This is a genomic window from Salifodinibacter halophilus (genome assembly GCA_012999515.1).
Lineage (GTDB): Bacteria > Pseudomonadota > Gammaproteobacteria > Nevskiales > Salinisphaeraceae > Salifodinibacter > Salifodinibacter halophilus.
Genome location: JABEEB010000001.1, coordinates 1,099,126 through 1,124,697 on the forward strand (window position 1 = coordinate 1,099,126; position 25,572 = coordinate 1,124,697).

The 25,572-nt window shown below is 58.0% G+C and carries 17 protein-coding genes and 1 pseudogene; 12 read left to right on the top strand and 6 right to left on the bottom strand.

Annotation, left to right across the window (positions count from 1 at the left end):
* The first annotated feature begins 30 nt into the window (after nt 1–30).
* On the top strand, nt 31–885 hold the full coding sequence (locus HKX41_04945; GenBank protein NNC23503.1) for an outer membrane protein assembly factor BamD: 855 nt from the start codon (nt 31–33) through the stop codon (nt 883–885).
* A gap of 82 nt (nt 886–967) precedes the next feature.
* Here the strand turns inward: HKX41_04945 and HKX41_04950 are convergent, their stop codons facing one another.
* The 3 genes from HKX41_04950 to sucC form a co-directional block, all read right to left on the bottom strand.
* Nucleotides 968–2,593 carry an NAD+ synthase gene (locus HKX41_04950; GenBank protein NNC23504.1) on the bottom strand — a complete coding sequence of 542 codons (1,626 nt, stop codon included), beginning with the start codon at nt 2,591–2,593 and terminating at the stop codon, nt 968–970.
* A 122-nt stretch (nt 2,594–2,715) separates the two neighbouring features.
* Nucleotides 2,716–3,585 carry a succinate--CoA ligase subunit alpha gene (gene sucD, locus HKX41_04955; GenBank protein NNC23505.1) on the bottom strand — a complete coding sequence of 290 codons (870 nt, stop codon included), beginning with the start codon at nt 3,583–3,585 and terminating at the stop codon, nt 2,716–2,718.
* Nucleotides 3,586–3,631: 46 nt separating this feature from the next.
* Entirely contained in the window at nt 3,632–4,795 is a 1,164-nt protein-coding gene (gene sucC, locus HKX41_04960; GenBank protein ID NNC23506.1) for an ADP-forming succinate--CoA ligase subunit beta, read from the bottom strand.
* A gap of 242 nt (nt 4,796–5,037) precedes the next feature.
* Here sucC and HKX41_04965 point away from each other — a divergent pair, with 242 nt between their 5' ends.
* The 8 genes and pseudogenes from HKX41_04965 to HKX41_05000 all read left to right on the top strand — a co-directional run bounded on the left by HKX41_04965 (nt 5,038) and on the right by HKX41_05000 (nt 12,353).
* A complete protein-coding gene (locus tag HKX41_04965; protein NNC23507.1) occupies nt 5,038–5,289 on the top strand; it encodes a hypothetical protein in 252 nt (83 codons plus the stop codon).
* Nucleotides 5,282–6,895, top strand: coding sequence for a PAS domain-containing protein (locus HKX41_04970; protein ID NNC23508.1), 1,614 nt, complete (start codon nt 5,282–5,284; stop codon nt 6,893–6,895). Before HKX41_04965 ends, HKX41_04970 begins: the two co-directional genes overlap by 8 nt.
* Nucleotides 6,896–6,899: 4 nt before the next feature.
* Nucleotides 6,900–8,362 (top strand): annotated as a pseudogene (locus tag HKX41_04975) (sigma-54-dependent Fis family transcriptional regulator).
* 101 nt (nt 8,363–8,463) lie between these two features.
* Complete coding sequence (locus HKX41_04980; protein NNC23509.1) at nt 8,464–9,687, top strand: type II secretion system F family protein; 1,224 nt, start codon at nt 8,464–8,466, stop codon at nt 9,685–9,687.
* Nucleotides 9,688–10,575 (top strand): prepilin peptidase, encoded by an 888-nt coding sequence (locus HKX41_04985; protein NNC23510.1) that lies wholly within the window; start codon nt 9,688–9,690, stop codon nt 10,573–10,575.
* A gap of 87 nt (nt 10,576–10,662) precedes the next feature.
* A complete protein-coding gene (locus tag HKX41_04990) occupies nt 10,663–11,304 on the top strand; it encodes a dephospho-CoA kinase (protein ID NNC23511.1) in 642 nt (213 codons plus the stop codon).
* 81 nt (nt 11,305–11,385) lie between these two features.
* Entirely contained in the window at nt 11,386–12,153 is a 768-nt protein-coding gene (gene zapD / locus HKX41_04995) for a cell division protein ZapD (GenBank protein NNC23512.1), read from the top strand.
* Nucleotides 12,153–12,353, top strand: coding sequence for a DNA gyrase inhibitor YacG (locus HKX41_05000; GenBank protein NNC23513.1), 201 nt, complete (start codon nt 12,153–12,155; stop codon nt 12,351–12,353). The genes zapD and HKX41_05000 overlap by 1 nt, the downstream gene beginning before the upstream one ends.
* Before the next feature lie 67 nt (nt 12,354–12,420).
* On the opposite strand, the gene HKX41_05005 is transcribed toward HKX41_05000, so the two are convergent.
* Together HKX41_05005 and argJ are read right to left on the bottom strand one after the other, a co-directional pair.
* Nucleotides 12,421–13,410 carry a Nudix family hydrolase gene (locus HKX41_05005; protein ID NNC23514.1) on the bottom strand — a complete coding sequence of 330 codons (990 nt, stop codon included), beginning with the start codon at nt 13,408–13,410 and terminating at the stop codon, nt 12,421–12,423.
* Nucleotides 13,407–14,621, bottom strand: coding sequence for a bifunctional glutamate N-acetyltransferase/amino-acid acetyltransferase ArgJ (argJ, locus tag HKX41_05010; GenBank protein NNC23515.1), 1,215 nt, complete (start codon nt 14,619–14,621; stop codon nt 13,407–13,409). The genes HKX41_05005 and argJ overlap by 4 nt, the downstream gene beginning before the upstream one ends.
* 440 nt (nt 14,622–15,061) lie before the next feature.
* On the opposite strand from argJ, the gene HKX41_05015 reads away from it, so the two are divergent.
* The 3 genes from HKX41_05015 (at nt 15,062) to HKX41_05025 (ending at nt 24,619) form a co-directional block, all read left to right on the top strand.
* Nucleotides 15,062–15,841, top strand: coding sequence for a 5'-nucleotidase (locus HKX41_05015; GenBank protein ID NNC23516.1), 780 nt, complete (start codon nt 15,062–15,064; stop codon nt 15,839–15,841).
* A 491-nt stretch (nt 15,842–16,332) separates the two neighbouring features.
* Nucleotides 16,333–20,808 (top strand): autotransporter domain-containing protein, encoded by a 4,476-nt coding sequence (locus HKX41_05020; GenBank protein ID NNC23517.1) that lies wholly within the window; start codon nt 16,333–16,335, stop codon nt 20,806–20,808.
* A 349-nt stretch (nt 20,809–21,157) separates the two neighbouring features.
* Nucleotides 21,158–24,619, top strand: a complete 3,462-nt coding sequence (locus tag HKX41_05025) for an autotransporter domain-containing protein (protein NNC23518.1) — start codon at nt 21,158–21,160, stop codon at nt 24,617–24,619.
* Nucleotides 24,620–24,806: 187 nt separating this feature from the next.
* Here the strand turns inward: HKX41_05025 and phoU are convergent, their stop codons facing one another.
* Nucleotides 24,807–25,571, bottom strand: coding sequence for a phosphate signaling complex protein PhoU (phoU, locus tag HKX41_05030; protein ID NNC23519.1), 765 nt, complete (start codon nt 25,569–25,571; stop codon nt 24,807–24,809).
* Nucleotide 25,572: the final 1 nt, after the last annotated feature.

Here is a 25,572-nt window from a genome sequence, read left to right on the forward strand (position 1 = left end):
AGCGACTCGCAGCACCGCGGGCCGAAATCCATGCGTATTATTCTACTTATCCTCAGCGTCGTCGTCGTCGCCACCCTCGCCGGCTGCGCCAATAACAGCGGCATCAACGAAACCGGTTACAGCGACAAACCGCTGGTCGATAGCCAAGGCAACAAACTAACCAAGGCCGATGCCAAACAGGTCTATCGCGCCGCGCACCAGTTCCTGGTTGAGGAAAAACCCGATAAAGCGCTGCGGCTGTACGCCAACATTGGCGCCCGCTTCCCGTTTTCATCAGTAGCTGTTCAGGCGGCCCTCGAAACCATCACCGCGCATCAACGGGCCCGCGAGTACAAAGCGGCGGTCAAAGCCGCGGATCAGTTCATCAAACAGCATCCGCAGCACGCGCATATCGACTACGCCTACTACATGCGCGGCGTATCGAATTACAAGCTCAACAAGAACCATTTTCTGGGCGCGCCGGCCGACCGACGCAACGTCGACCACCTGATTCAGGCTTTTTCCGATTTCAAAATCGTGACGACCAACTACCCACAAAGCGATTATGCAGCCGACGCGCGCCAGCACATGGTCGCGATCCGTAACCGCGTCGCAAAGTTCAATCTGCGGATCGCCAACTACTATCTAGCGCGTGACGCCTACGTCGGCGCCAGCCAACGCGCGAACAAGATCATCGAGAACTACCAGGGCGCCCAGGCCACCCCCAAGGCGCTACAAATCATGCAGCAGAGTTACCAAAAGCTGGACATGCCCCAGCTGGCCGCCGAGGCGCGTTCGATTCTGCAGGCTTCCTATCCGCAGTATCTGCTAAACGGCTCGAAGTTTGAACAAACAAGCCCAAGCGATAACAACGAGAACAGCGAGCCGGAACAGGCCAGTAGTTGATCCGGTAGTCAAGTATTTTGGGGCACCGAGGGCTTGAGTCGACGGTGCCAGGTCCGACCAACGCGCTATCTGAGGCCGAAACCTACAAGTCGCCGTAGACCGCGGTAATCGGATAACGCCGGTCGCGGCCGAACGCGCGGTGGCTGATCTTCGGCCCGGGGGCGGCCTGAAAACGCTTGTATTCGTTGCGACGGATCAGACCGACCACAAGTTGCACGTCGGCACGGTCAAAACCGCGCGCCACGATCGTATCGATGCCTTCACCGTGTTCCACATAGGCCTCGACGATCGGATCAAGCACGTCATAGGTCGGCAGACTGTCGGTATCGGCCTGATCGGCGGCCAGTTCAGCCGACGGCGCACGTGCCAGAACCCGGTCGGGAATCACTTCGTCGCGGGCGTTGCGCATCGCCGCCAGGCGATAGACCTCGGTCTTGTAGATGTCTTTGAGCGGCGAAAATCCACCGCACATATCGCCGTAGAGCGTGGCATACCCCACCGCCAATTCCGATTTGTTACCGGTGGCCAATACCATGTGCCCGAACTTGTTCGACAGTGACATCAATAGCACGCCGCGCAGCCGCGATTGCAAATTCTGCTCGGCAACACCCGACTCGGCCGCACCAAAAGTCGGCGCCAGCGCGTCGAGCATGGACTCAAAGCCGGATTCGATCGGGATTTCGTCGAACGTCGCACCCAGCCGTTCGGCTTGATCGGCAGCATCGGTATTGCTGATCTCGGCAGTAAATCGTGACGGCATTGATACGGCCCAGACGCGATCGCCGCCGACGGCATCCGCGGCGATCGCCAGCGTGAGCGCCGAGTCGATACCACCGGACAACCCCACCAAAACACCGGGAAAGCCGTTGCGATCGACGTAGTCGCGGGTCGCGCGCACAACGGCATCGTAGACACGGGCATCACGCGCAGCCGGCGTTACGCGATGCTGCACCGGAATCGGCGCCGCTCGTGCTGGCACATCCAGGCAGAACACACCATCGTCGAAGGCCGGCGCACGCTGGACGATTTCACCGCTAGCGGCAACGCTCATCGTCTGGCCGTCGAAGACCAACTCATCCTGACCGCCGACACAATTGATGTAGCAAATCGCTAGGCCATTGGCGCGCGCACGCTCAGCCAGTAGTTGTTCGCGTTCGACCTGCTTATCGGCGTGGAACGGCGAACAATTGAGGTTAACCAGAACCTCGGCGCCGGCCTCGGCTGCATCGGCCGTTGGCTGCGATTCCCATAAATCTTCGCAGATGGTCACGCCTACCCGGCGTCCGGCGATCTCGAACACACAGGTTCCGGCACCGGGCCGATAGTAGCGGCGCTCGTCAAAAACGCCGTAATTGGGCAGACATTGCTTGCGATAGCGGGCCTGAACGGCGCCATCAGCGATTACGGCGGCCGCATTGTAGATGGTGCCGTCGATATACTCCGGATAACCGAAAACGACGGTGATACCCCGGATTTCGGCAACCAGACGATCCAAGGCGCGCGCGACCGCATCCGGCATCGCCGCGCGTAGCAGCAGATCGTCCGGCGGATAGCCGACCAGCGCCATTTCCGGACACACGACGACGTCCGCACCGAGCTGGTCGCGGGCATGCACCGCGGCGTCGATAATCTGGCCACAGTTGCCTTCAATGTCGCCGACCCAGACGTTTTGCTGGGCCAGAGCGAGACGAAGCGGTGATCCGGTCATAAAATTCCTACGGCCGGCTAGCAGACAAACGCAACCGATCAGTCACGCCCGCCGGATTAATTATACGCTGACTCGCTTACCGGCCTTTGGATGTCGGTAAATTGGCGCGCCTTGCCAAGCTTTTAGCCCAGGCACTGCTGCATCGTATCGCCGATTTCGGCCGTCGAACGCACGGTGGCCACACCCGCGGCCGACAGCGCGTTGAATTTGTCCTCGGCCGTGCCTTTACCACCTGAAATGATCGCACCGGCATGGCCCATGCGTTTGCCCGGCGGTGCTGTAACGCCCGCAATATAAGCCACGACCGGTTTGCTGACGTTCGATCGGATGTACTCCGCCGCTTCCTCTTCGGCGGTACCACCGATCTCACCCACCATGACCACGCCTTCAGTCGTCGGGTCGGCTTCGAAACGTTCGAGACAATCGATAAAGCCCAACCCGTGGATCGGATCGCCGCCGATGCCTACGCAGGTGCTCTGGCCTAATCCGTTCAAGGTCGTCTGATAAACCGCTTCGTACGTCAGCGTGCCGGAACGCGAGACTACGCCAATCTTGCCGGCCTGATGAACATGGGCTGGCATGATGCCGATCTTGGCTTGCCCCGGTGTAATCACGCCGGGACAGTTCGGCCCGACCAGCACGCTGTTGCTTTCACTGATCGCCGTACGCACCCGCAGCATATCCAGAACCGGGATGTGCTCGGTGATGGCGATGATGGTCTCAATGCCCGCGCCCACAGCCTCTAAGATAGCGTCAGCCGCGGCCGGCGCCGGCACGTAAATCATGCTGGCATTGGCGCCTGTTTCGGCGACCGCTTCAGCAACCGTGTTGAATACAGGCCGGTCAAGATGGGTTTCCCCGCCGCGGCCCGGCGTTACGCCGCCGACGATGTTGGTGCCGTAGGCGATGCACTGTTCGGAGTGGAACGTCCCCTGCGAGCCGGTAAAACCCTGCACGATCAGGCGGGTGCTGCTATCGACAAGAATACTCATGGTGGCAATCCGTAGTTGTTGGGTCGTACGCGTTGGTTATCGGGGTTTACCCGTTGGCGGCGGCCACGACTTTTTGTGCGGCATCGGTCAGGTTTTCGGCAGCGATCAATTCGAACTCACTGTCCGCCAGTCGCTGGCGACCTTCTTCGGCATTGGTGCCTTCCAGGCGCACCACTACCGGTACATTGATGCCAACATCACCCGCGGCCTGGATAATGCCGTCGGCGATCAGATCGCAGCGCACGATGCCGCCAAAGATATTGACCAGAATGGCGCGCACGTTGTCGCTGGCGGTGATTAGTTTGAAGGCTTCAGTTACGCGTTCGGCCGTCGCCGCGCCGCCGACATCCAGGAAGTTAGCCGGCTCACCGCCATGCAGCTTGACCAGATCCATGGTGCCCATGGCCAGCCCGGCACCGTTGACCATGCAACCGATATTGCCGTCCAACGTAATATAGGCCAGATCGTGTTCGGCCGCTTCGGCCTCGCGCTCATCTTCCTGGCTGACATCGCGCATGCCGGCCGTCTCAGCGTGCCGAAACATGGCGTTGTCGTCGAAGTTCAGTTTGGCGTCGAGTGCCAACAAACCACCGTCAGCGGTGGTAACCAATGGATTGATCTCGATCAGCGAAGCATCTTCGGTCACGAATAGCTCATAGAGCCCTTTCATGATTTTGACGAATTCACCGACCTGGCTCTTATTCAGCCCAAGGAAGAAACCAATGTCGCGCGCCTGATAAGGCGAAAAGCCCGCGGCCGCCGGGACCGTCACTTGCCGGATACGCTCGGGCGTTTTGGCAGCGACTTCTTCGATATCCACACCGCCATCGGGCGATGCAATAAAAGTCACGCGGCGGCTGGCACGATCGACCAGCGCCGAGAGATAGAGCTCGGACGTGACTTCGGCGGGTTTTTCAACGTAGACCGACGGAATCGGCAACCCGCCCGCTCCGGTCTGATGGGTTTCGAGTGTCGCGCCGATCAATGAGTCAGCGGCCGCTCGGACCTGATCGAAATCGTCACAGACTTTGACGCCGCCGGCCTTGCCTCGGCCACCGGTGTGCACTTGCGCTTTTACAACGAAGCGCTCGCCGCCAAGCGCCTTTGCTGCGGCCACCGCATCTTCAGCACTACTGGCCACACGGCCGGCGCCGACCGGCACTCCGTAGCGCTCGAAAAAACCCTTGGCCTGGTATTCGTGAACGTTCATGGCGTTGGCTCTTTTAACTGACCGTTGTCGATAAACTGCGGTATTGTCCTACTCAAGCCGGCTCGCGGCAATCCAATAATGGTTTTTTTATTGTCTGTCGTGTTTTAGACGGGCGCCGCACAAGAGCCACTTGGTCTTTTCGATGATACAAGGGGCGATACAACCTGCCCGGCACTACTTCGCCAACTAAACCACCGAATTGACAATTCAGTATTATCACGTCATCGACGCTGAACCTAATCATGGCACGCACGCTCCTCCTGGTTATCGCCGTTACCGCGCTCGTGATCGGACTACGCCGTGCAACCAACCTGGTGGCTCGCGATCGGCGACGCCGGAAAGCTCGCGCAAAACCGCGGTTTTTGGCCACGCAGCGATGCGCGCGCTGCGGCACCCATTTGGCACCCGGCGTGCAAAAAGCGCACACCGACAACGCGGTATGCGACGTGCCTGAGTGTCGCGCCCGGCTAGCCAAGCATCACGACCATGAGTGACACGACCGTTCCCAACCAGACCACGGCCTCTAGGGCCAACGACTGGCGCTCGCTGCAAACGGTCAACGCTTACCGGCTTCTCATAACTGCCGGGTTGGTCGCCAGCTTAATCCTCGGCACCAATGAAATCCTACTCGGCGCCGACATCAGCCCGAATTTTGAGTGGGGGGCGATCGCCTACGGCATAGCCGCACTGATCGCAATCATCGCCGGTCGGCTGCGTTTTTCGAGTGTCGAGAGCCAGATTGTCGCAACCGTACTGATGGACATCGTCGCACTGGGCTGTCTTGCCGGACTCAGCCAGGGCGTTCGCAGCGGCTTCGAACTGCTGTTGTTGTTGCCGATTGCCACGGCGGGTCTTTTACTCAGCGGCCGATTGGCCGGGGTGCTGGCCGCGATCGCCGTACTAGGGGTTGTCATCCAGGAAGCCATGCGGCCGCTGTTGATCCAGAATGCCGACCCGGCCTTTTTCGAAGCTGGATTAACCGGCGCTAATTACCTGATTGTGGCCGGCCTCGCACACTGGCTCGCATTGCGAATAAACGCCAGCGAGACCATGGCACGGTTTTCGGCCGGTCGCGCGCGGCGTTTTCGCGACCTCAACCACCAAATCATGGAGCAGATGGCCACCGGCGCCATCGTTGTCGACGCCGTCTACGCCATACGGCTAATTAACCGCAGCGGGTGCCATCTTCTCGGACTGTCTCGACAGACGTGCGAAGGAAAAACATTGGCCGATGTCGTACCCGATCTGGCCCGCGCCTTGGACTCGTGGCAGGCCGGGCGCGCCACCCCCGAGCGATTGGTCGGCTCAGACGGCGATCCGATTTTCGCGAGCTTTACCTTCATGAACGAAAATCCAAACGCGGATTTACTGATCACCCTCGAGAACGGTCGCTGTCAGCGTGAGCGCGTCCAGCACCTCAAACTGGCCTCGCTAGGACGTCTAACCGCAAGCGTTTCGCATGAGGTCCGCAACCCGCTGTCTGCCATCAGCCAAGCGACCGATCTGTTGCGTGAATCCCCCGGGCGACCCGCCGAAGACACACGCCTGATCTCGATCATCGGTCGCCACGTCGCACGCATCGACGACATCACCGGACGCATGCTTGGTCTGGCGCGCCATTCCACGGAGACGCAACAACCGATCGAATTACGCTCATGGCTGACCACGCACGCGGCTGAACACGAGCAGACCCATGCCAATTCACCAGAATTGGACTGCAGCGGCGTTGCCGACAACACTGTTGTCGACTTCGACCCGTCGCAGTTGGCACAGATCGTGACCTGTCTCTGGAACAACGCCGCGCACCACGCACGCTTGCCAGACCGCAATTTGGTCGTGTCCATGACCACCGGCTACGACCACGAGCAACGACCGTGGCTCGCGGTCACCGACAACGGCCCAGGTATCGAAGCCGATTCGCTGGCCGAAATTCTGGAGCCATTTTTCACAACCGCCGGCGACGGCACCGGCCTGGGGCTGCATATCGCACGGGAATTGGCCGACTCGAACGGTGCGCGCCTGGCCGCGATCGAAAGCGACAAGGGCGCCACATTCCAATTAACCTTCAATATCATATCGTCGGCAAGCACCCGGAGATAAAGCAATGAACAAGCGCAGCACGCCAGCACGTGCCGAATCGGCGAACGTACTGGTTGTCGACGACGAAGCCGACATCCAAGAGCTGGTGGAATTGACGCTTGCTCGCATGAATCTGGCAACCGAGGCTGCCTCCGACTTAGCCGGTGCACGTCAGTTGCTAGCCAATCAATCGTTCGATCTGTGCCTGGCCGATATGCGCCTACCCGACGGTGATGGACTGTCGTTGGTCGAGGAGCTGGCCGCTACACCGGAAGCGCCGCCGATCGCAGTCATTACGGCCTACGGCGACGTCGATAGTGCTGTCCGAACACTCAAGGCCGGCGCGTTCGATTTCGTCGCCAAACCGCTCAAGGCCCAACAACTGCGAGCGCTTGTACAACAGGCGTTGCAGCTCGGCACGGTCGCGCAACACACAACCGCCGCCGGCGGCGCCACGCAACGCGAACAACTGATCGGTAACGCCGAGCCGATGCGCCGCCTGCATGCGCAGCTCGACAAGATTCAACGCAGCCAGGCATCAATCCACATCCACGGCGAATCCGGCACCGGCAAGGAGTTGGTCGCCCGGGCAATCCACGCCGAGAGCAGCCGTAGCAACGGCGCATTCGTGCCGGTCAACTGCGGCGCAATCCCCGACACACTGATCGAGTCGGAATTATTCGGCTATGTTGCAGGCGCGTTCACTGGTGCCACATGCGATACCGACGGCCTGTTCGCCAAGTCGTCGGGCGGCACATTGTTTCTCGATGAAGTCGCTGAGCTCCCCCTGCCGACCCAGGTCAAACTCCTGCGCGCGCTACAGGAACGGGCCGTACGCCCGGTCGGCAGCAACGATGAAGTGGCCGTCGACATCCGCATCATCAGCGCAACACAGACGCATCTCGCCAGCGAGATCAACCCCGCCGGTTTCGCCCCGATCTGTTTTATCGCCTGAACGTGATCGAGCTCAACGTGCCGCCACTCAGACAGCGCCGCGAAGATTTGCCGCAACTCACCGACACCGTGCTCGCACAGCTTGCGCGACGCGACAACGCACCGCGTCCGTATCATCTGAGCGAGGAAGCGCTCTCGCGCCTGTCACAATACGATTTCCCCGGCAACGTGCGTGAACTGGAAAACATGCTCGAGCGCGCCGTCGCGCTGGCTGATGACATGACCATCGGGGTCGCGGATTTAGGGCTGAGCGTCGAAACAGTGCCACTCGCATCAAGTGGCGGATCGGCGGCGCCCGGCACACCTACCGTCGATAAGCCAGCGCCGGCAAACGAAGGGGTCACCGGTGCGAGTGAGAGCGCCAACGACACAGGCGACGCCACCAACCTTGTGGACGAGCTCGAAGCCCTGGAGCGACAGCGCATCGAGGAAGCACTGATCGCCTGCCGCTACAACAAGACGCGTGCCGCCGAACAGTTAGGTATCTCATTCCGCGCGCTGCGCTATCGGCTGGCTAAGCTTGGACTAGAATAATTCCATGGCACTGGCTCAAGAACAGCCAGTATCGTTCGTCCGGCAGGCGATGGAGGCATACGGTTTTGCTAACCTCGCCCGAACAAAACCAATAAATCGCCATGGCACCAGCGAGTTCGAGTCCGCTGCTTTTCGATTACACCGGATTCGATAGCGACGGCGAGCGCGTCAAGGGCCGCACCGAAGGTGAATCCGTGGCCGGTGTGCGCGTACACCTGCGCAAGCAGGGGATTCGACCGACCAGCGTGCGCCCCCATCAACCGATAACGCTTTTTGCCGCACACGAACGCAAGGTCAAAGCGGCCGATATCGCTATCATCTCGCGCCAACTGGCGACCATGCTCGGCTCGGGCATTCCGCTCGTTCAGGCACTCGATGTGATTGCTCGAGGCGTGGACAAGAAAAAACTCGCCAAGTTGCTGGACAACATCCGTGGTGAGATCGAGAGCGGGCAAACATTGGCCGCCGCATTAGCCGCACATCCCAAGCATTTCGACGAGTTGTACGTAAACCTTGTCGCGGCTGGCGAAGAGTCCGGCTCACTCGAGTCACTGCTGCACCGGATCGCGACCTACAGGGAAAAAACCGAAGCCATCAAGGCCAAAGTCCGCAAGACCATGTACTACCCGTCAGCCATCATCGCCGTCGCCATGGTCGTCACCGGCATCCTTCTTTACTTCGTGGTGCCACAATTCCGCTCACTGTTCGACTCGTTCGGGGCTCGGCTGCCGGCGTTCACACGCTTGGTTATCGAGCTGTCGCACGCAGTACAGAATTACTGGTATTTGATCTTGCTCGGTTTCGCGACCGCCATCATGGCAGTGACCAACGCGCACAAGCACTTTTACGGCTTTCGATATCGCACCGACTGGCTCCTGATCAAAACGCCGCTGATCGGCCCGATCCTCTATAAAGCCGCCGTGGCGCGCTTTGCACGCACGCTGTCAACGCTGTTCGCGGCCGGTGTACCCCTGGTTGATGCGCTCGACTCGGTCGCCCGCGCCGCGGGCAATCTCGTCTTCGAGACCTCCATTCAGCAACTCCGGCGCCAGGTCGCCACCGGCCAGCGCCTGCAGCGCGCCATGAACGAGACCCGCATGTTCCCGAACATGGCGGTTCAGATGATCGCCATTGGCGAAGAGGCCGGCTCGCTCGACAGTATGTGTGCGCGCGTAGCCGATTTCTACGAAGAAGAAGTCGATAACAAGGTCGATAGCCTGTCCAGCCTGCTCGAACCTCTGATTACGGTAATGATCGGCGTCATCGTCGGCGGCATCGTGGTCGCCATGTATCTACCGATTTTCCAACTTGGTTCGGCCATCTAAATGACGCCGGTAACGACACCCGGCATTGGCACCGGCTTATGGATAGTGGCCGCCGGCATCGTCGGCCTGGTAGCCGGCAGTTTCATCAACGTCGTGATTCTGCGCCTGCCACGCATGCTGGAAACCAGATGGTGCCGAACAACAGCCAAAATACGGGACAAACGATCGCCCGATAACGCCAACGCGGAGCTCTCGCTCACCTGGCCGCCATCAGCCTGCCCACACTGTGACGCGCGTTTGAAACCTTGGCATAACGTGCCAGTGATCAGTTTTGTCGCGCTCCGCGGGCGCTGTCATCAGTGCCGCCATACAATCAGCCTGCAGTATCCACTGGTCGAACTCATGGCTGCCGTTTTCGGCATTGTCGCCATACTGCATTTCGGCGCCACACCCGCCGCACTTGGGGCGACCGTGCTGGGCTGGCTGCTACTACCGGCGGCGATAATCGACGCCCGCACAGGGCTTTTACCGGACCACCTGACACTGACCACGCTATGGCTCGGATTGCTTGCAAGTCTCGGGTACTCGGTGGGTTTGTCATCGATCGCGCCTGCGGCCGCGATCGCCGGCGCCAGCGTCGGCTACGGCGCACTCTGGACCCTGGATCGCGCGTTTTATCTCGTTACCGGCCAGCGCGGTATGGGTCATGGCGATTTCAAACTCACCGCCGCGCTCGGCGCCTGGCTAGGCGCGACCAGCTTGCCATGGGTGCTTTTTTTAGCCGCCTGCTTCGGACTAGCGGTCAGCGCCACACTAGCGCTAGCCGGCCGCCCCGATCGCGCGCGGCAAATACCATTCGGACCATGGCTGGCGCTCGGCGGTTGGATCAATCTACTGTACGGTCCTTGGTTCATCGATGCGTATAGCCACGCCATAGGCTTGCATTAGGCTATATACTCTTGCGCGTGGCGTCGCCATTTCGACAGACCGGGACCTGTCGCACGGCGACCAAAAAACACGGAGAGACCAAGGTCAATGGCCAGAACACTCACAATCGGCCTAACCGGCGGCATTGCCAGCGGCAAATCGGTCGTATCTAGCGCGTTCGATCAATTCGGCGTCGAGGTGATCGACGCGGACGCCGTCGCGCGCGATGTTGTCGCACCGGGAACACCGGGGCTGGACGAAATACACGCCGAATTCGGTGCTGACGTCTTCCTTGCCGACGGCCAGCTCGATCGGCGCGCGATGCGCCGTACGATCTTCGCCGATGCCGATGCACGCGCGCGCTTGGAAGCAATCACTCATCCACGGATCCGCAACAGCCTGGCCGCGGCACGGGATCAATCCGATGCGCCCTACTGCATTCTCGTGATTCCGCTACTAACCAAGTCGCAGATGCGCGATCTCGTGGATCGGGTGCTAGTCATCGACGCACCACGCTCGGTACAACTTGAACGCCTGCAGGCGCGCGACGATATCGACGACGAGCTGGCCGCACAGATGATCGATGCTCAGGACAGTCGGCGCGCACGCTTGGCGCTTGCCGACGACATCCTGATCAACACCGGCCCGCGCAAAGATATCGCCGATCTGGCCGCGGCCTTCCACGCCGGTTATCTGCGCTTGGCCCACGGCGAACTGAACGAACTCGCCCCCATGCACTTACCGGGATAAACCGCGCTGGCCGAGTCCAACGACTTGGCGAGACAGCGCGCGCGAATTACACTCGACAGCCCACGCGCAACGAGGCACGGCTTGGTAGACGGCCCCCACGCCTTCGAGCAACCGCTCAATGAACGAACCCGAGGATTTTTACGCCTCGAATACCTGTTCGAGCGACTAACCTACCATCGCGCCGATACCAGCAGCTGGGGCCGACGCGCAACGCTGGACGTACTGCTCGATGTGCTGAGCGTCATGGCCTATTTCGACGTCAACGGCGAAGTCAGCAAGGCACTCGGGCAACGCTATGCTCAGATCGACGATCTACGGTTTCGTAACCAAGCGGATCCCGATACAGCCAACGAGCTCCTGGCGCAGATTGACGACCTTGGCAGACGCATACAGCGCGTTCCGGCCAATTTCGCCGGCTACCTGCTGCGCGACGACGAGCTGCTCTACAATCTCAACAATCGCCGGCCCATCGCAGGCGGTAGTTGCGGCTTCGACATACCGGGTTATCAGAATTGGCTGGCGCTACCGCATGAACGCATCGAAGCGGATCTGGATGCCTGGTGCACACACCTCGCAGTGTTCGAGTCCGCGATCGGACTTTTGCTAAAGCTACTGCGCGACGGCACGCAGCCCAGCACCGAAACAGCTGAAAATGCCATGTTCATCTATAACACACCGCCCGAAACCCAAATGATCCGCGTGCTGATCAACGACGCGAATATCTTTCCACAGATAAGCGCCGGGCGCCACCGTGCAACGATCCGATTCATGACACGCACCGGGCAAGCGGGCCGAGTACGACCGTTGGAAACCAACCTGGATTTTCAGTTGGCCTGCTGTAGCCAATAATGAGTCAGCAGCAAAGCAAATGCCCAATTTGCGGCACGCTCGTCACGCCGAGCACCGATAACCCGGCGCGGCCGTTCTGCAGCCAACGCTGCCAACTGATCGACCTCGGTGACTGGATCGACGAACGCCACAGCATCCCAGGTGACGAGAGTGCGCCCTGGCCACCGGACTCGGACGTAACCGACTCGGACGACCACTGATCCAGCTTCCCCGAGCCTCGTAACGCCACGGCTAAATCGCCGATTAGGCGAAACTTAGCGCGGGCGGTCAGCCACCGACAGGATGGGACGCAAAAGCGCGGATCGCAGCAATACCTTGCGCATTGCTCGCAAGCGCCGCATCTAAATCAGCCTCACCAAGACCACCGAGCGCGTACACGGGTAATGCATGATCGGCTCGTGTACGCCGCCAGGCCGACCAGCCAATGCCCGCCATATTCGGATGGGTGGATGTAGCAAAAACGGGCGATAAAGTCGCGAAATCGGCACCGGCCGCCGTGGCATGGGCCAGGTCCTCACTGCTGTGCGCCGAGACCGCGAATAGTCGTCCATCGCCGATTGGTGGCCGATCTTCAGCCAGGCATGAAGCCGGCCAGTGCAGTCCTGCTGCGCCCACGCGTAGCACCATAGCTGCATCCCGGTCGAGCATCACGCCACCCCCGGCGCGGGCGACACGGGCGACCACCTCCGCGGCCAGCGCTTCATAATCGCTATCAGCAAGTTCAGGTTGGCGCAGACGCACGAGCTTGATACCGGCGGCGAGCGCACCCTCGAGCCGTGTTAACCAATCGTCATACGGTGCATCGCCGAATTCTGGCGTGATCAGATAACGGTTGGCCAACGTCAATGCGTTAATGATGACGCCGGTCGCCGGGAGAGCACCGGGGTCACGCATGGTCGCCGGCTCGACAAACCGGATCAACTGGCGCTCTTTCGCCTCGGCCGGGCCGTTCCAGTCGTCAACGGTGAACACATGCAGGCGCACCGGCGCGACGCCCAGCGCGTGGGTGAACCGAATCAATCGCCGCGGTGCCCGGATTTCAATGCCGACTTCTTCGGCTAATTCACGCGCCAGAGCAGCCTCGACCGATTCACCGGCTTCGACTTTACCGCCAGGAAATTCCCAATAGCCGGCACTGGACTGGGTGGGCGTTCGACGTGCGGCGAGTACGTGGCCATCGCCGTCTCGCACCACACCAACGGCGATATCGAGCGGTGGCTGCATGTCGTTGGCCTGATCAGTGTGCTCGACGCTCAACTGCGATAGTCCGCGTTGATGCGCACGTACGCCTCGGACAGATCACTCGTCCAAACCGTGGCCTCGGCTTGGCCACGCCCAAGATCGACCGCGACCATATACTCGGACTGGGCCATGACCGCGGCCCCATCGGCTTCGCGATAATCGCTATCCAATCCGCCGCCTGCCACTACGCGGATGTCGTCCAGCCCGATCGACACGCCTTCGATCGCCAGCTCATCGATCGGCGCACGGCCGACCGCGGCCAAAAGCCGCCCCCAGTTGGGATCACCCGCAAACGCCGCCGTTTTAAAAAGTGGCGAGTGGGCAATCGTAAACGCCACAGCGCGCGCTTCGTCTCGGTCGTGTGCGCCAGTGACCGACAGGGTGATAAATCGCGTCGCGCCTTCGGCGTCACGCACGATCGCCTGAGCCAATGCCTGCGACAAATCGACTAGTGCGTCGACAAACGCGCGCCAATCTGGCGCTTCGCTCGACAATCCCGCGCCGCGCCCCGTAGCTGCGGCGCAAAATGCATCGTTTGTCGAGGTATCACCATCGACCGATATACACGAAAAAGAGCGATCATTGGCCGCGCGGAGTGCCGCATCCAGATCTTCTTGTGGTACAGCCGCATCGGTGGCCACAAATCCCAGCATGGTCGCCATGTCCGGGCGAATCATGCCCGACCCCTTGGCAATGCCAGTCAGCGTGACCGTCTCACCATTGGCGGTGGTCAGTTGCCTGGAGGCTCCTTTGGGCACTGTATCGGTGGTCATGATCGCGCGGGCCGCATCCACCCAGTCAGCCGTTGCATCGGGGTCGACCAACCGATCAATTGCCGGCAATAGCTGGCCCATGGGCAGCCGTTGGCCAATCACACCGGTCGAAAACGGTGCCACCTGGTGCGCACCCACCCCAACAACCTTGGCGACACGCGCACAGCAATCCGCGGCGTCGTGCTCACCCGGCGTCCCCACGCCGGCGTTGGCGTTGCCGCTGTTAACCAACAACGCACGCACATCTCCGGCTTCGATAGCCATACGCGCGGCGACGACCGGCGCCGCTGCGAAAGCGTTGCGTGTAAATACAGCTGAAACGCGTGTGCCCGCGTCCAATGTCAAAAGCGCCAAATCCGGATCACCCGGCGCCTTGATGGCAGCATCGACTACGGCCCACCGGGCACCATCAACCGGCCGTAATGTATCTGGTTCACTTAAGTTAACGGCCATCATCGACTATCCGGCTTAATAAATAAATTATAACTAAACGCCAAATGGCGCCATACTAACAAGCTGCATGACTAAGCCCGGACAATCATCGGCTATAACGCTGGCCTCGACCACCTGACAACGTGATGCATTAAATCGTCGAATAACAAATAACGCTAGCACTTAAAGATCATCAGTTGAGCTCAAAAATGATCTACGCCGGCGGCAAAAGACGCCGCTCTTAATTACCGGTTGCAGCAATAAAAGGACCGCGGGCCTAATAGCCAGATTTACCCACTCAACGGGGGTCAATCACCCCTTCCGACAGCCCCCATAATCGGTTTGCACACGCCATAGAAATCACATACGATCAACCGAACGATCATCTGAATAATAAAGTGTGATCGAGCGCCCGGATATTCGGGCTATATTGCTCAAGATCACCAAGAATAGGAGACCTTATGATGGGGTTCAGTCGCAATACCTTGCTCGCCGCCGCCCTGTGTGCCGGTATAGCGCCGGTCGCCAGCGCCGCTTCCAATGAGGCCACCGATGGGAAGAGCATCTGTGCCCAGGCCGCCTGGACCATGGGGCTGCGCTATCAACAACGTTCCGCCGAGGTCGCTGCCTTGCAGCGTCAAAGCTTTAACCTGGCTACGCTGCGTCTCAAGCAGGCCATTTCCGAGCATGACGAAGACGCGAATCTGGCGATCATCACCGATTTGGACGAGACGGTGATCGATAACACAGCCTTGCTGGCCCGCGACATGCAGGCATGTCACGACTACACCTCCTGGGATACTTGGACACACTGGGAACGCGACGGTAAGCCGCGCTTGATCCCCGGTGCCGCAGACTTTCTGAAGTTCGCCGATGCACAAGGCGTGGACATCTTCTATATCTCCAATCGCACTCAAGGGAACGAGGCCGATACCATCGCAAGTCTCGAGGCCCTCGAGCTGCCTCAGGTTTCAAAAGAAAGCGTCATGCTGCTCGGGCCGCCCAAAACGGAACGCCGAGCCCAAGTTGTGGACAGCCATACTCTGGTGATGCAAATCGGCGATTCCCTGCATGATTTCTCCGACAAATTCGGCGACGCGGATCTCGAAGAGCGACACCGCCTAGTCGAGAAAAATACCGACCGGTTCGGCGACGAGTGGATCGTCCTCCCCAATTCCGCCTATGGCGGCTGGAGCGACGCCGAACTCAACGCTTGGGAGGCACCGCTAAAGGCCGAGTGACCTCAGTTTGGCTTTGGAGGCTCTGCTGATCGTGCTCAAGATCGCTTATGCATCCTCCCTCGACTGGCACGCGCTCCAGCCTGTGTGATGCAGGCTGGAGCGCGTGCCGGACGCAACGGCTTGGGGAAGGCATCGCGAAATACCCCCTCCGTTTTTAGTCGGGAATGGCCGGACCAGGTCACCTACACGGCCAGCACTTATATCGGATGGATCACGCAGCCCCCGGGAGTGCCGCCCTCGGATGGCAATGTGGCCAAAACACAATTAAAAAGAGCAAGACCACAGCTTGACTGCCAACCTCATAACGGAGCATTACGCAAGCTCGCCACCAATTCATTAAGCGTTTTGCATTTCTGCTTTGCATTCGGTAGGCAAAACCCGGAATTGCTTCAGAAGCACGTGATTAACCATGAGGGGCATCAAGCTTAAGGCCTAGATAATCTCCATAACTACACATAATGAGATCTTGTATGTCGGGATCGAGAACACGCATGGAAACTCCTGCCATCTTGGGCAGAAATAGCCAGCGAAAACAGAAGCGTATCCTCAAACACCCGACCTTGCATGCAATTACTGTAGCGCTGGCATCGACTGTGGTAAGCAGTGCTCTATTTGCCCAAGAAGAACCGAGCGATCCATCTATCAGCGATAGATTTTCAGACATTAACCCGTGGTCGAGCCATGGCTTTTCAACCAATGTGATGGTTGGAGACAAAAGCAATGGTGAGGCCTCTCTTGAGGTTTACACCATGTTTGCCGATAAAAATGGCAAACCCAAACTCAAATCTTATGATAACCCCGTCTGGTCGCATAAGATCGACAATGGCTATGCGACGAGTTTTAAACCCGTAACCGACGATAACAACGTGCCATCCGTGCTCGTTATGGGCGAGACGAAAAAGCGCGGCCCCCAGGCTTATCTGCAGCCACTGCCCCCCGCCCCACAAAAGAAAACCATGACATTTAAAGCGCCAGGGGCAACGCCTGGCGCCCATGGAATCGAGCCTTTGACTGGCACAGGATCGGCTGCCGTACTTTCCAAGTCAGCCGGCACAAACTCCTTTGTCCGAATACTAAAAAAAGATAGCAAACCATCTAATAACAAAGCTCGCTTTCCTGTAAATGAGCATGCCCATGAGATGATTTGGGAAAAAGAAGAAAACACCCTGTATGTATTGGGCGGCGAAAAAGTAGATATTTTTGAAGTTAAAAGCGAGAATAATAATGCAGTAAAGCGCCTGGGATCTTTCGATTTCTCGGAAAAATACGAGCGCTGCGCCAAGCACAACGTCTGCGATGAGACAGGCTCATTTTTCGATGGCGGGCACGATTTCCGGCCAGTATCCAACCCTGAAGCCATCCTGGGGCCGGATTATGCCGGCAAGTCAATGGCGTACATGACTACTGGCGAGCGGGTTTTCATTGCGGACTTAGATGCCATTAAGCAGTGTGTAAAAAATGAAAAATGCAATGTTGACGGCGCCTTACAAAAATACAAACCGCTTTTTAAGGTAAAAAGAAAAAAAGGAGACAACGTTAACAACGGCTTAAGAGGGGGAAACCCACGCGACCACGGACCAACGACCGCGGATAAGGGCGGTGTCAAATCCATAGACCAAATTCCAGGCACTGATACAACCCTGAATACCGCCGCGCCTTGGTATTCGACCTCCCAAGGAGAGCACTATTACTCTTACCAAAACAAATTATTAATAACCGAGGCCGGCGATGAGGGGCCTTTCAATTATGATGTAACCCCGAAAGGAAAGCGCATCCAATTTGGCGATAAAGCGATTTTCTACAAACTCAGAACCCTTGCCCCGCCGCATATCGACAATGGAAAGCTCCAATATTCGTTCCGTGGCATCGATAAAAATGGCGATAGACTGCCTGGCCTCAAAGCAGAGGGCAGCGTCTCTGACGACAACACCGTAAAGTTCAGAAGCCAATTAACAACATCGAAAGACTTCGCTGTAGGCTACAACGGCCACGGTAAACTCAAACTTCACGACGGCGGGGGTATGGAGCATGGACGTGTCGTGCTCGGCATGCTGCCGGAATCCAAGGGCGAGATATCCGTCGACGGCGCAGGGTCGACCCTCACGAGCCAAACAAATCTCATTGTAGGAATGAGCGGCGAGGGTGTGCTCCACCTCTCCAACAACGCCAAAGCTAATACAAAAAGCTGTTCGAAGAGCACAGAATGCGATGTGATGGTTGGCGTTTCACCAACCTCGAATGGTCTCGTCTACATTGATGGTAATGACCCAAACAAGTCATCGGACAGCTCTAGCCACATATTTCTCGAGCTGAATCCCAATGACTTAGATGACAGAGCTGCGAGCAATGATAGCGACAAACCAGAGAACCCCAAGCCGACTCAGTTGGAGAGTTCCCGCCACATATTTGTCGGGTATAACGGCACCGGTGAAATCTCTGTTAGAGATAAAGGCGAAATAAAAGCCGACCAGACCATCACCATTGCATATGGCCCGGACTCCTCGGGAACAGTCAACATAGGTTCGGCCAAAGGTGAGGATGCCGTTACAACCGGCAGACTGGAAGCCCAGCAGGTCGTATTCGGCAATGGCGATAGCACCCTCAATTTCAACCATACGGACACCGACTATCAGTTTGCGATCCAGATAATTGGTGATGGGCACGTCAATGTGCTGGCCGGTAAGACAATACTAACGGCCGACAACCGCTACCAAGGTGGCACAACCGTCACCGATGGCACGCTACAACTCGGCGATGGCGGCACATCAGGCTCCATCGTGGGCAACGTCAAAAATAACGGCACATTGACCTTCAAGCGGGCGAATACCGTGAAGCTCACGGGTGCGATTACCGGCAAGGGCGACATCACTCAACTCGGCGCCGGCACAACCGTGCTAACAGGCAATAACGATTACCAAGGCGGCACAACCATCGCCAATGGCACGCTGCAGCTCGGCGATGGCGGTACTTCGGGCTCCATCGTGGGCAACGTCAAAAATAACGGCACATTAGCCTTCAATCGGTCGGATGATGTGAACTTCGCGGGTGCGATTACCGGCACCGGTAACATCGCCCAAATCGGCGACGGCACAACCGTGCTAACAGGCAAGAACGACTACCAAGGCGGCACAACCATCGCCAATGGCACGCTACAGCTCGGCGACGGCGGCACATCAGGCTCCATCGTGGGCAACGTCAAAAATAACGGCACACTGGCCTTCAATCGGTCGGATGATGTGAACTTCGCGGGTGCGATTACCGGCACCGGTAACATCGCCCAACTCGGCGACGGCACGACAGTGTTGACTGGTGACAACATTGGTTTTCGCGGAACCACCGACGTGCAAACCGGAACACTGGTGGTCGGCAAGAATGGACAGGGCGCACTTGGCGGCACGATCAAAGTGCAGTCAGGTGCCCGCCTGGAAGGCTCGGGCACGCTGGGCACCGGCACCGTACACAGCAACGCTGCGATCGCACCCGGCAATTCAATCGGCACGATGACATTTGCCGACGACCTGGTGCTGGAACAAGGCGCCACTTACGAAGCCGAAATCAACTCAGCCGGACAAAGTGACCTGATCCGGTCTGCCGGCACGGTGACCATCGACGGCGCCAACATCCAAGTCCAGGCACAGCCAGACGGCGACGGCAGCTACGAGGGCTACCAAGAAGATACGCGCTATACGGTGGTGAGTGCCGCCAGCGGTGTCGAGGGTGAGTTCAGCAACGTGGACAGCCAGGACCTCGCCTTTCTGGAGATAACCGATCAATATGACGATCAAAATGCTTATCTGGTAACCCAGCGAAAGACCGACGATTCCGGCGACGAGGTCGGCTTCTCCTCGGTGGCCCAAACCCCCAATCAGGCGGCAACGGCGGATGCCATCGATGCCGGTGGCCAGGACAGCACGCTGCATAATGCCGTGGAGGGACAAAGCGAAGCCGGGGCCCGGGATGCCTTTGATGCTGCCTCCGGCGAGCTCAACGCGACCATCAAAAGTGCCTTGATCGACGAGAGTCATTTCGTCCGCAATGCGGTGACCGCACGCACCCGCAGTGCATCGGGATCCGCCGCGGTGGCGGCGCCGGTGCCAACCGATGCCACGAGTCGTACTGAGCAAACGACCCGCGAGACTGATGAACCCACAACCTGGATTCAGCCGTATAGCGCCTGGGGGTCATTCGATGGCAACGGCAATGCCGCCGGGGTCGACCGCTCGGTTAACGGCTTGTTGATCGGTGCCGATAGTCAAATCGGTGACCACTGGCGTCTGGGCCTAGCTGGCGGCTATCGTCGTTCGGACTATGATGTATCCGGCCGCCGATCCAGCGCGGATGTGGACAGCTATTCCTTCGCCCTGTACGGCAGCCGAGATATGGACGCCCTGCACCTACGTTTCGGGGCCGCGCATACGTGGCACTTGATCGACAGTCGTCGGCGTTCGATCACCTCCCCCGGGTTTAGAGACCATTCGGCCGCTTCTCACGATGCCCGAACGGCACAGGTCTTCGGTGAGGCCGGCTATACCTTGGACATCAACACCTCGGCCAGCATCGAGCCGTTCGTCGGCCTCGCTCAGGTGCATACCCATACGAATGGCTTCGATGAAAGCGGCAAAGCCGGCCTGACGGCCGACAGTGACAACACGGATGTGACCTACAGCACATTGGGCACGCGCGCTGCTACGGATCTTGATCTGGGCGGCGTTAAGGCGACAGCCCGGGGCCAGCTCGGCTGGCAACATGCCGCGCATGACATAACGCCAGCGTCAAGCCATGCCTTTACTCATGGGCCGTCCTTCAGCGTATCTGGCGTGCCTCTGGCCGACGATACCGCGCTTGTCGGGACCGGGCTCGATGTCCATTTCACCGACTCAGCGGCACTCGGCCTATCCTATCGGGGTCAGCTGGCTTCAGAAGCCACCGAGCACAGCCTTAGTGCGCGGCTTGAAATCAAGTTCTGAGTAACAACTTCCAAACAGCAAACCACTGCGCAGGTCGTTGGCGGAATGCCGTCAACAACCTGTACAGTCAGGTATGTACTCCACACCTTTGTGATAAAACAACACGTTCAAAACAAAGAAACACCACCGCCGGATGACGGGCAGCCTAGAAAACAACTAAAAAGGATAACCTTACTGCCAAGTTAATAGCTAAATAACACTAACTTTCGCTACCATCCCAATAATTTTTTCGCACTTATAGCCGCAGCCGGTATAGCCGCAGCCGGCCTATTAGAATAATTACATAACAAGACCATTGTCATAGAAACCTGCCACATAACTAAACATCAGGTTTTTATTAAGGGGAGAAATGGCCATCGATATACATCCGATGAGAGGACCAGGCAGAACTTCGTCCTCTCTCAAGATAGCGCTTAGCCTAACAGCAGCACTCACCCTCGGATTTGCTCAGAGCACCTATGCGACGCCCAAAAAACCGAATAATGGCGCACGCACCTTCATGGTGTTCAACATCTGGAATAAAGATGAGTATTCTAAAATCTGGGATCAAGACGCATTGAATGAAAGAAATTTTGTATTCAATGACACAATGAAGAATCTTTTGAAGGGTGCTAAGCCAGATAGCCTTGTTATGCCAGAACTGTATAACAATGACAGCTATAAATATAACAAAAATATAACTGATGCCTTCGAGCGCAACACGCTGGAAGCTCTAAATGACCTTCCAAATAAGAGCGAGTACGCAAAGCCAGGCGCGCTTGACAAAAGCGGGAAGAGCATAGTTTTTTCTAAGAAATCCGCCCATGAGGCCGGTAAAAATACTATAAAGATAGACTCAGAATCCGGCTTCCCATCACACTTCGTGAAAGGACATCATTTCGATTATGCAGGCAAATCTTACCGCCGCATTGAAGAAGCCAAAAAACATAATGATTTCGTAACTTCAGCGAAACTGCCGACAATCGCGCTGGGTGACTACAATGCTGGCGAGCTTTCCGAACGTGGGCTAGAGGATGGATCCAAGCAGGCCATTCTTTTTGCACGTTACATCGTGGACTCTGGCATGAGCGATCTCCAGAAAAAACTAGCCAAGGAGTATATCCCCGAGGGGCATGAGGAGGCGTTTAACAACTACATCGCGAAAATGCAGTCCACCGCCGACAATGGCACCACCACTTACCGCAACGTACTAAAAGATTATTTGACTTCAAATCCTGATGAATTCCCTGGCACCAACAGTATTTCTAATATGGAATGGCCTCAATGGGAAGAGATTATCGTCAAGGATATGCAGTCGCGGGGGTTAGTTTTCGAAGACGAAACTTATCCTGTCGAGCACAACACGCCAGTAACGTTGAATATCCTCAAAAAACACAATGAGTTGATACAACTCGAGCGTAACCGTGAACGCTTTATACCCAGCCAAGTTGGCGATAATCGCGCGACTTGGCCCAGCGATGGCGAAGAGGATACCAACACCTGGAAAAGCTGGGATCGTGTCAAAATCGATCACATCATGGTCTCCCGGCCATTCGCCAAGTGGGTCCAGTTAGTTGACCGCGGCGAGTGGAGTGGCAATTTATCCGATAAAGCCAAACTTCCCAATGGTGGGTCCCTCTCGGACCATGAGCCTGTTGCACATCGGCTGGCTTGGGCCGGTCCAGCGCTGGAATCCTACCAAGCTCAGGAAGATGGGGAGTCCATCAGCAAAACACGCCTTGTTTGGGGCGAAGAGGCTCCCATCTTTGATGATGCCGATGGTGAGTTTCTGCTCACGCGCAATAATATGCGCGATGACGTCCGTCTGGGTCAGGTTGCGGATGAGAATGGCATGCCCATCCTCACCGACCTAACCACTGCTGAGAAAAAGAAACGGCTCGACTGTTCGGGTGGTGACCCACGATTCGCCCAGGCCGTCGCTGACTACTGCATCGATGACCACTCTTTCATCGGCGAGACTCGCGTCAGTGATGGCACCTTGATCATCGTGAATGATGCTGCTCTTGGCACGCCCGACGCCGACCTGGTATTAAATGGCGGCAACCTCCGTGTTGCCGGCACCGATACAACCAAGCTCAACCGACATATCGTGCTCGACGGCCAAGGGGGCGGCCTAGATATTGCCAACGCCGGCCACACTGTCGTCGTCGACAAGCCGATCACCGGCTCGGGTGACCTGGCGAAGCTCGGCGCCGGCACGCTAAGACTAGAAAATAAGCATCGCTATACCGGCGAGACCCATGTCCGAGCGGGCATACTGATAGTCGATGGCTCCATCGCCTCATCCTCGCGCATTTTGATCGGCGCGGACGGCATGCTTCGCGGCTCTGGCGACCTGGGCAGCGTCTCCGTCGCTCGGGGCGGCATGCTGGCGCCGGGTAATTCCATCGGCACGACGATCGTAGACGGCGATGTCACCTTCGGCCCCGGCTCGCTTTTTCAGGTAGAAGTCGACCCCGCTACCGACGCGAGTGACCGGATCGACGCGTCCGGCAAGGCGGTGCTCGATGGCGGCACGGTCGCACACATTGGTTTCGATGGCAGCTATGGGCCAGTATCCACCTATCGCATTCTGAATGCCGAAGATGGCGTTGAAGGTGAGTTCGACAAGGTTACGTCCAATTACGCCTTCCTGGATCCAAAACTGATCTATAACACCAATGCGGTCGATCTACAGCTCGAGCGCAACGCCACAGCCTATGTGGACATGGCGGACACCGACAATCAGAAGGCCGCGGCAGAGGGAATCGATAGTGTTGGTGCCGACAGCGATCTCTACGACAGCATCGTCATGATGCCCAGGAACGCCAAACAAATTCAGGCTGGGTTTGATGCTGTTTCCGGTGAAATCTATGGCTCCATCCAATCCGGCCTGGTCACATCGGGCAAACCGATTCGCAGTTCCGTCAACGAGCGGCTTCGCACCGCGACTGAGACCAAGCCCGACGCTTCGGTTTCACCAGTTAGCGATCTGACCATGCCCGCACCTAAGAAAGGTTCTGGCGCTTGGTTCAATATTTACAACAACCGCACTGACTTTTCCGCCACGGCGGAAGCCACTTCCTTCTCGCAAGATACCAGCGGTATCGTGATGGGGGTCGATAGCGAAACTCGCGGGTGGCGTTTCGGCTTGATAGCTGGCGTCAGCCAAAATGATTTCAGCGGCGGGCGCGGCGCCTCCGGTGATAGCAACAACTTCACCATCGGTGCCTATAGCGGCACTCAGTGGGATGCGTTAGGCCTGCGCCTGGGCGTCAGTCAGAGCTGGCACGATGTGTCCACGTCACGACATGTCGCCGTCGGCAACTTCACGGATTCGCTCAATGCCGACTACAACGCCCGCTCCACTCAAGTCTTCGGGGAGCTCGGCTATGAAATCCGCACTAACGTCGCCCGCATCGAACCCTTCGTGAATCTAGCGCATGTTTACGTCGCCACCGATAGTTTCAGCGAGTCCGGCGGTGATGCCGCCCTTTCGGCTGATTCGGGCGACATGAGCACGACCTTCAACACCCTTGGTATACGCGGCCAGACCGCCCTTAGCCATGGCCCCAACCCCATCAAAGCGACCGCCATGGTCGGTTGGCGTCACGCCTATAGCGATCTAACCGGCGAGGCTACTCATCACTTCGCCGGCGGTGATGATTTCACCGTCTCCGGCTCCCGGATCGGCGAAGACGCAACCGTCGTGGAAGCCGGGCTCAGCATACCGGTTTCCAATCGAGCGTCTTTGGGCATTTCCTACCATGGGCAGTTCTCCGCCGAGACAGATAAACATGGTATGCAGGGGCGCTTTAACTGGCGTTTCTGATACGACCTGGCTCAACCTCACGACTTAAGCCACACCACAACGAACTCGATGACTCAGTCATCGAGTTCGTATATTGGCCCTTAACCGAATAGCTGCAGGTGTCATCCGATGGCGGCAGCAGGGGGAATCTACAGCAGTTCTTCCGAAACCCGGCCACATCGCTACGCGACACGGACGACGGCGCCCGTTAGCCACCAGCCTGACGCGGCACACGCGGCGTTTCAGCGACCACCTGCTCCATGGCCTCAACGCTGGTGTGGCGGACATTGCGACCGCCGACCAAATACACCACATATTCGCCGATGTTGGTCGCGTGGTCACCGATGCGCTCCAACGCCTTGACCGCCCAGAGCACGTCCAACATCGGACTGATCGTGCGCGGATCTTCCATCATGAATGTCATGCACTCGCGTATCGCACTTTCGTATTCACGATCAACGCCTTCATCAGCCTGGGCAACGGCCAATGCCGCCTCGGCATCGAGTCGCGCAAATGCATCCAGCGCATCGCGCATCATCTGACGAACGTGGGTCGCCAACGTGTCGATCTGACGAAATGCATTGGCCGGTCGTTCACGGCTGGCCGCCTGAGCGGCAAAACGACCAATCTTCTCGGCTTCATCGCCAATGCGTTCGAGATCGGTGATGGTCTTGGCGATTGCCAATACCAGACGCAGATCACTGGCTTGCGGCTGACGTTTAGCGATAATGCGCGTGCACTGTTCGTCGATATCGACCTCGGCCGAATTAACGTGGTAATCCTGATGCGCAACGCGCTCGCCAAGTTCACCGTCGCCGGCAACCAGTGCCTGAGCGCTGTCGGCGACCTGTTGTTCAACCAACCCACCCATCGATAAGACGCGTTCGCGGATATCCTCGAGCTCAGCGTCAAACTGCGCCGAGGTATGGCGCTCGAGGTCGATTGCTTCGTATTCGCGTGTATTACTTGCCATG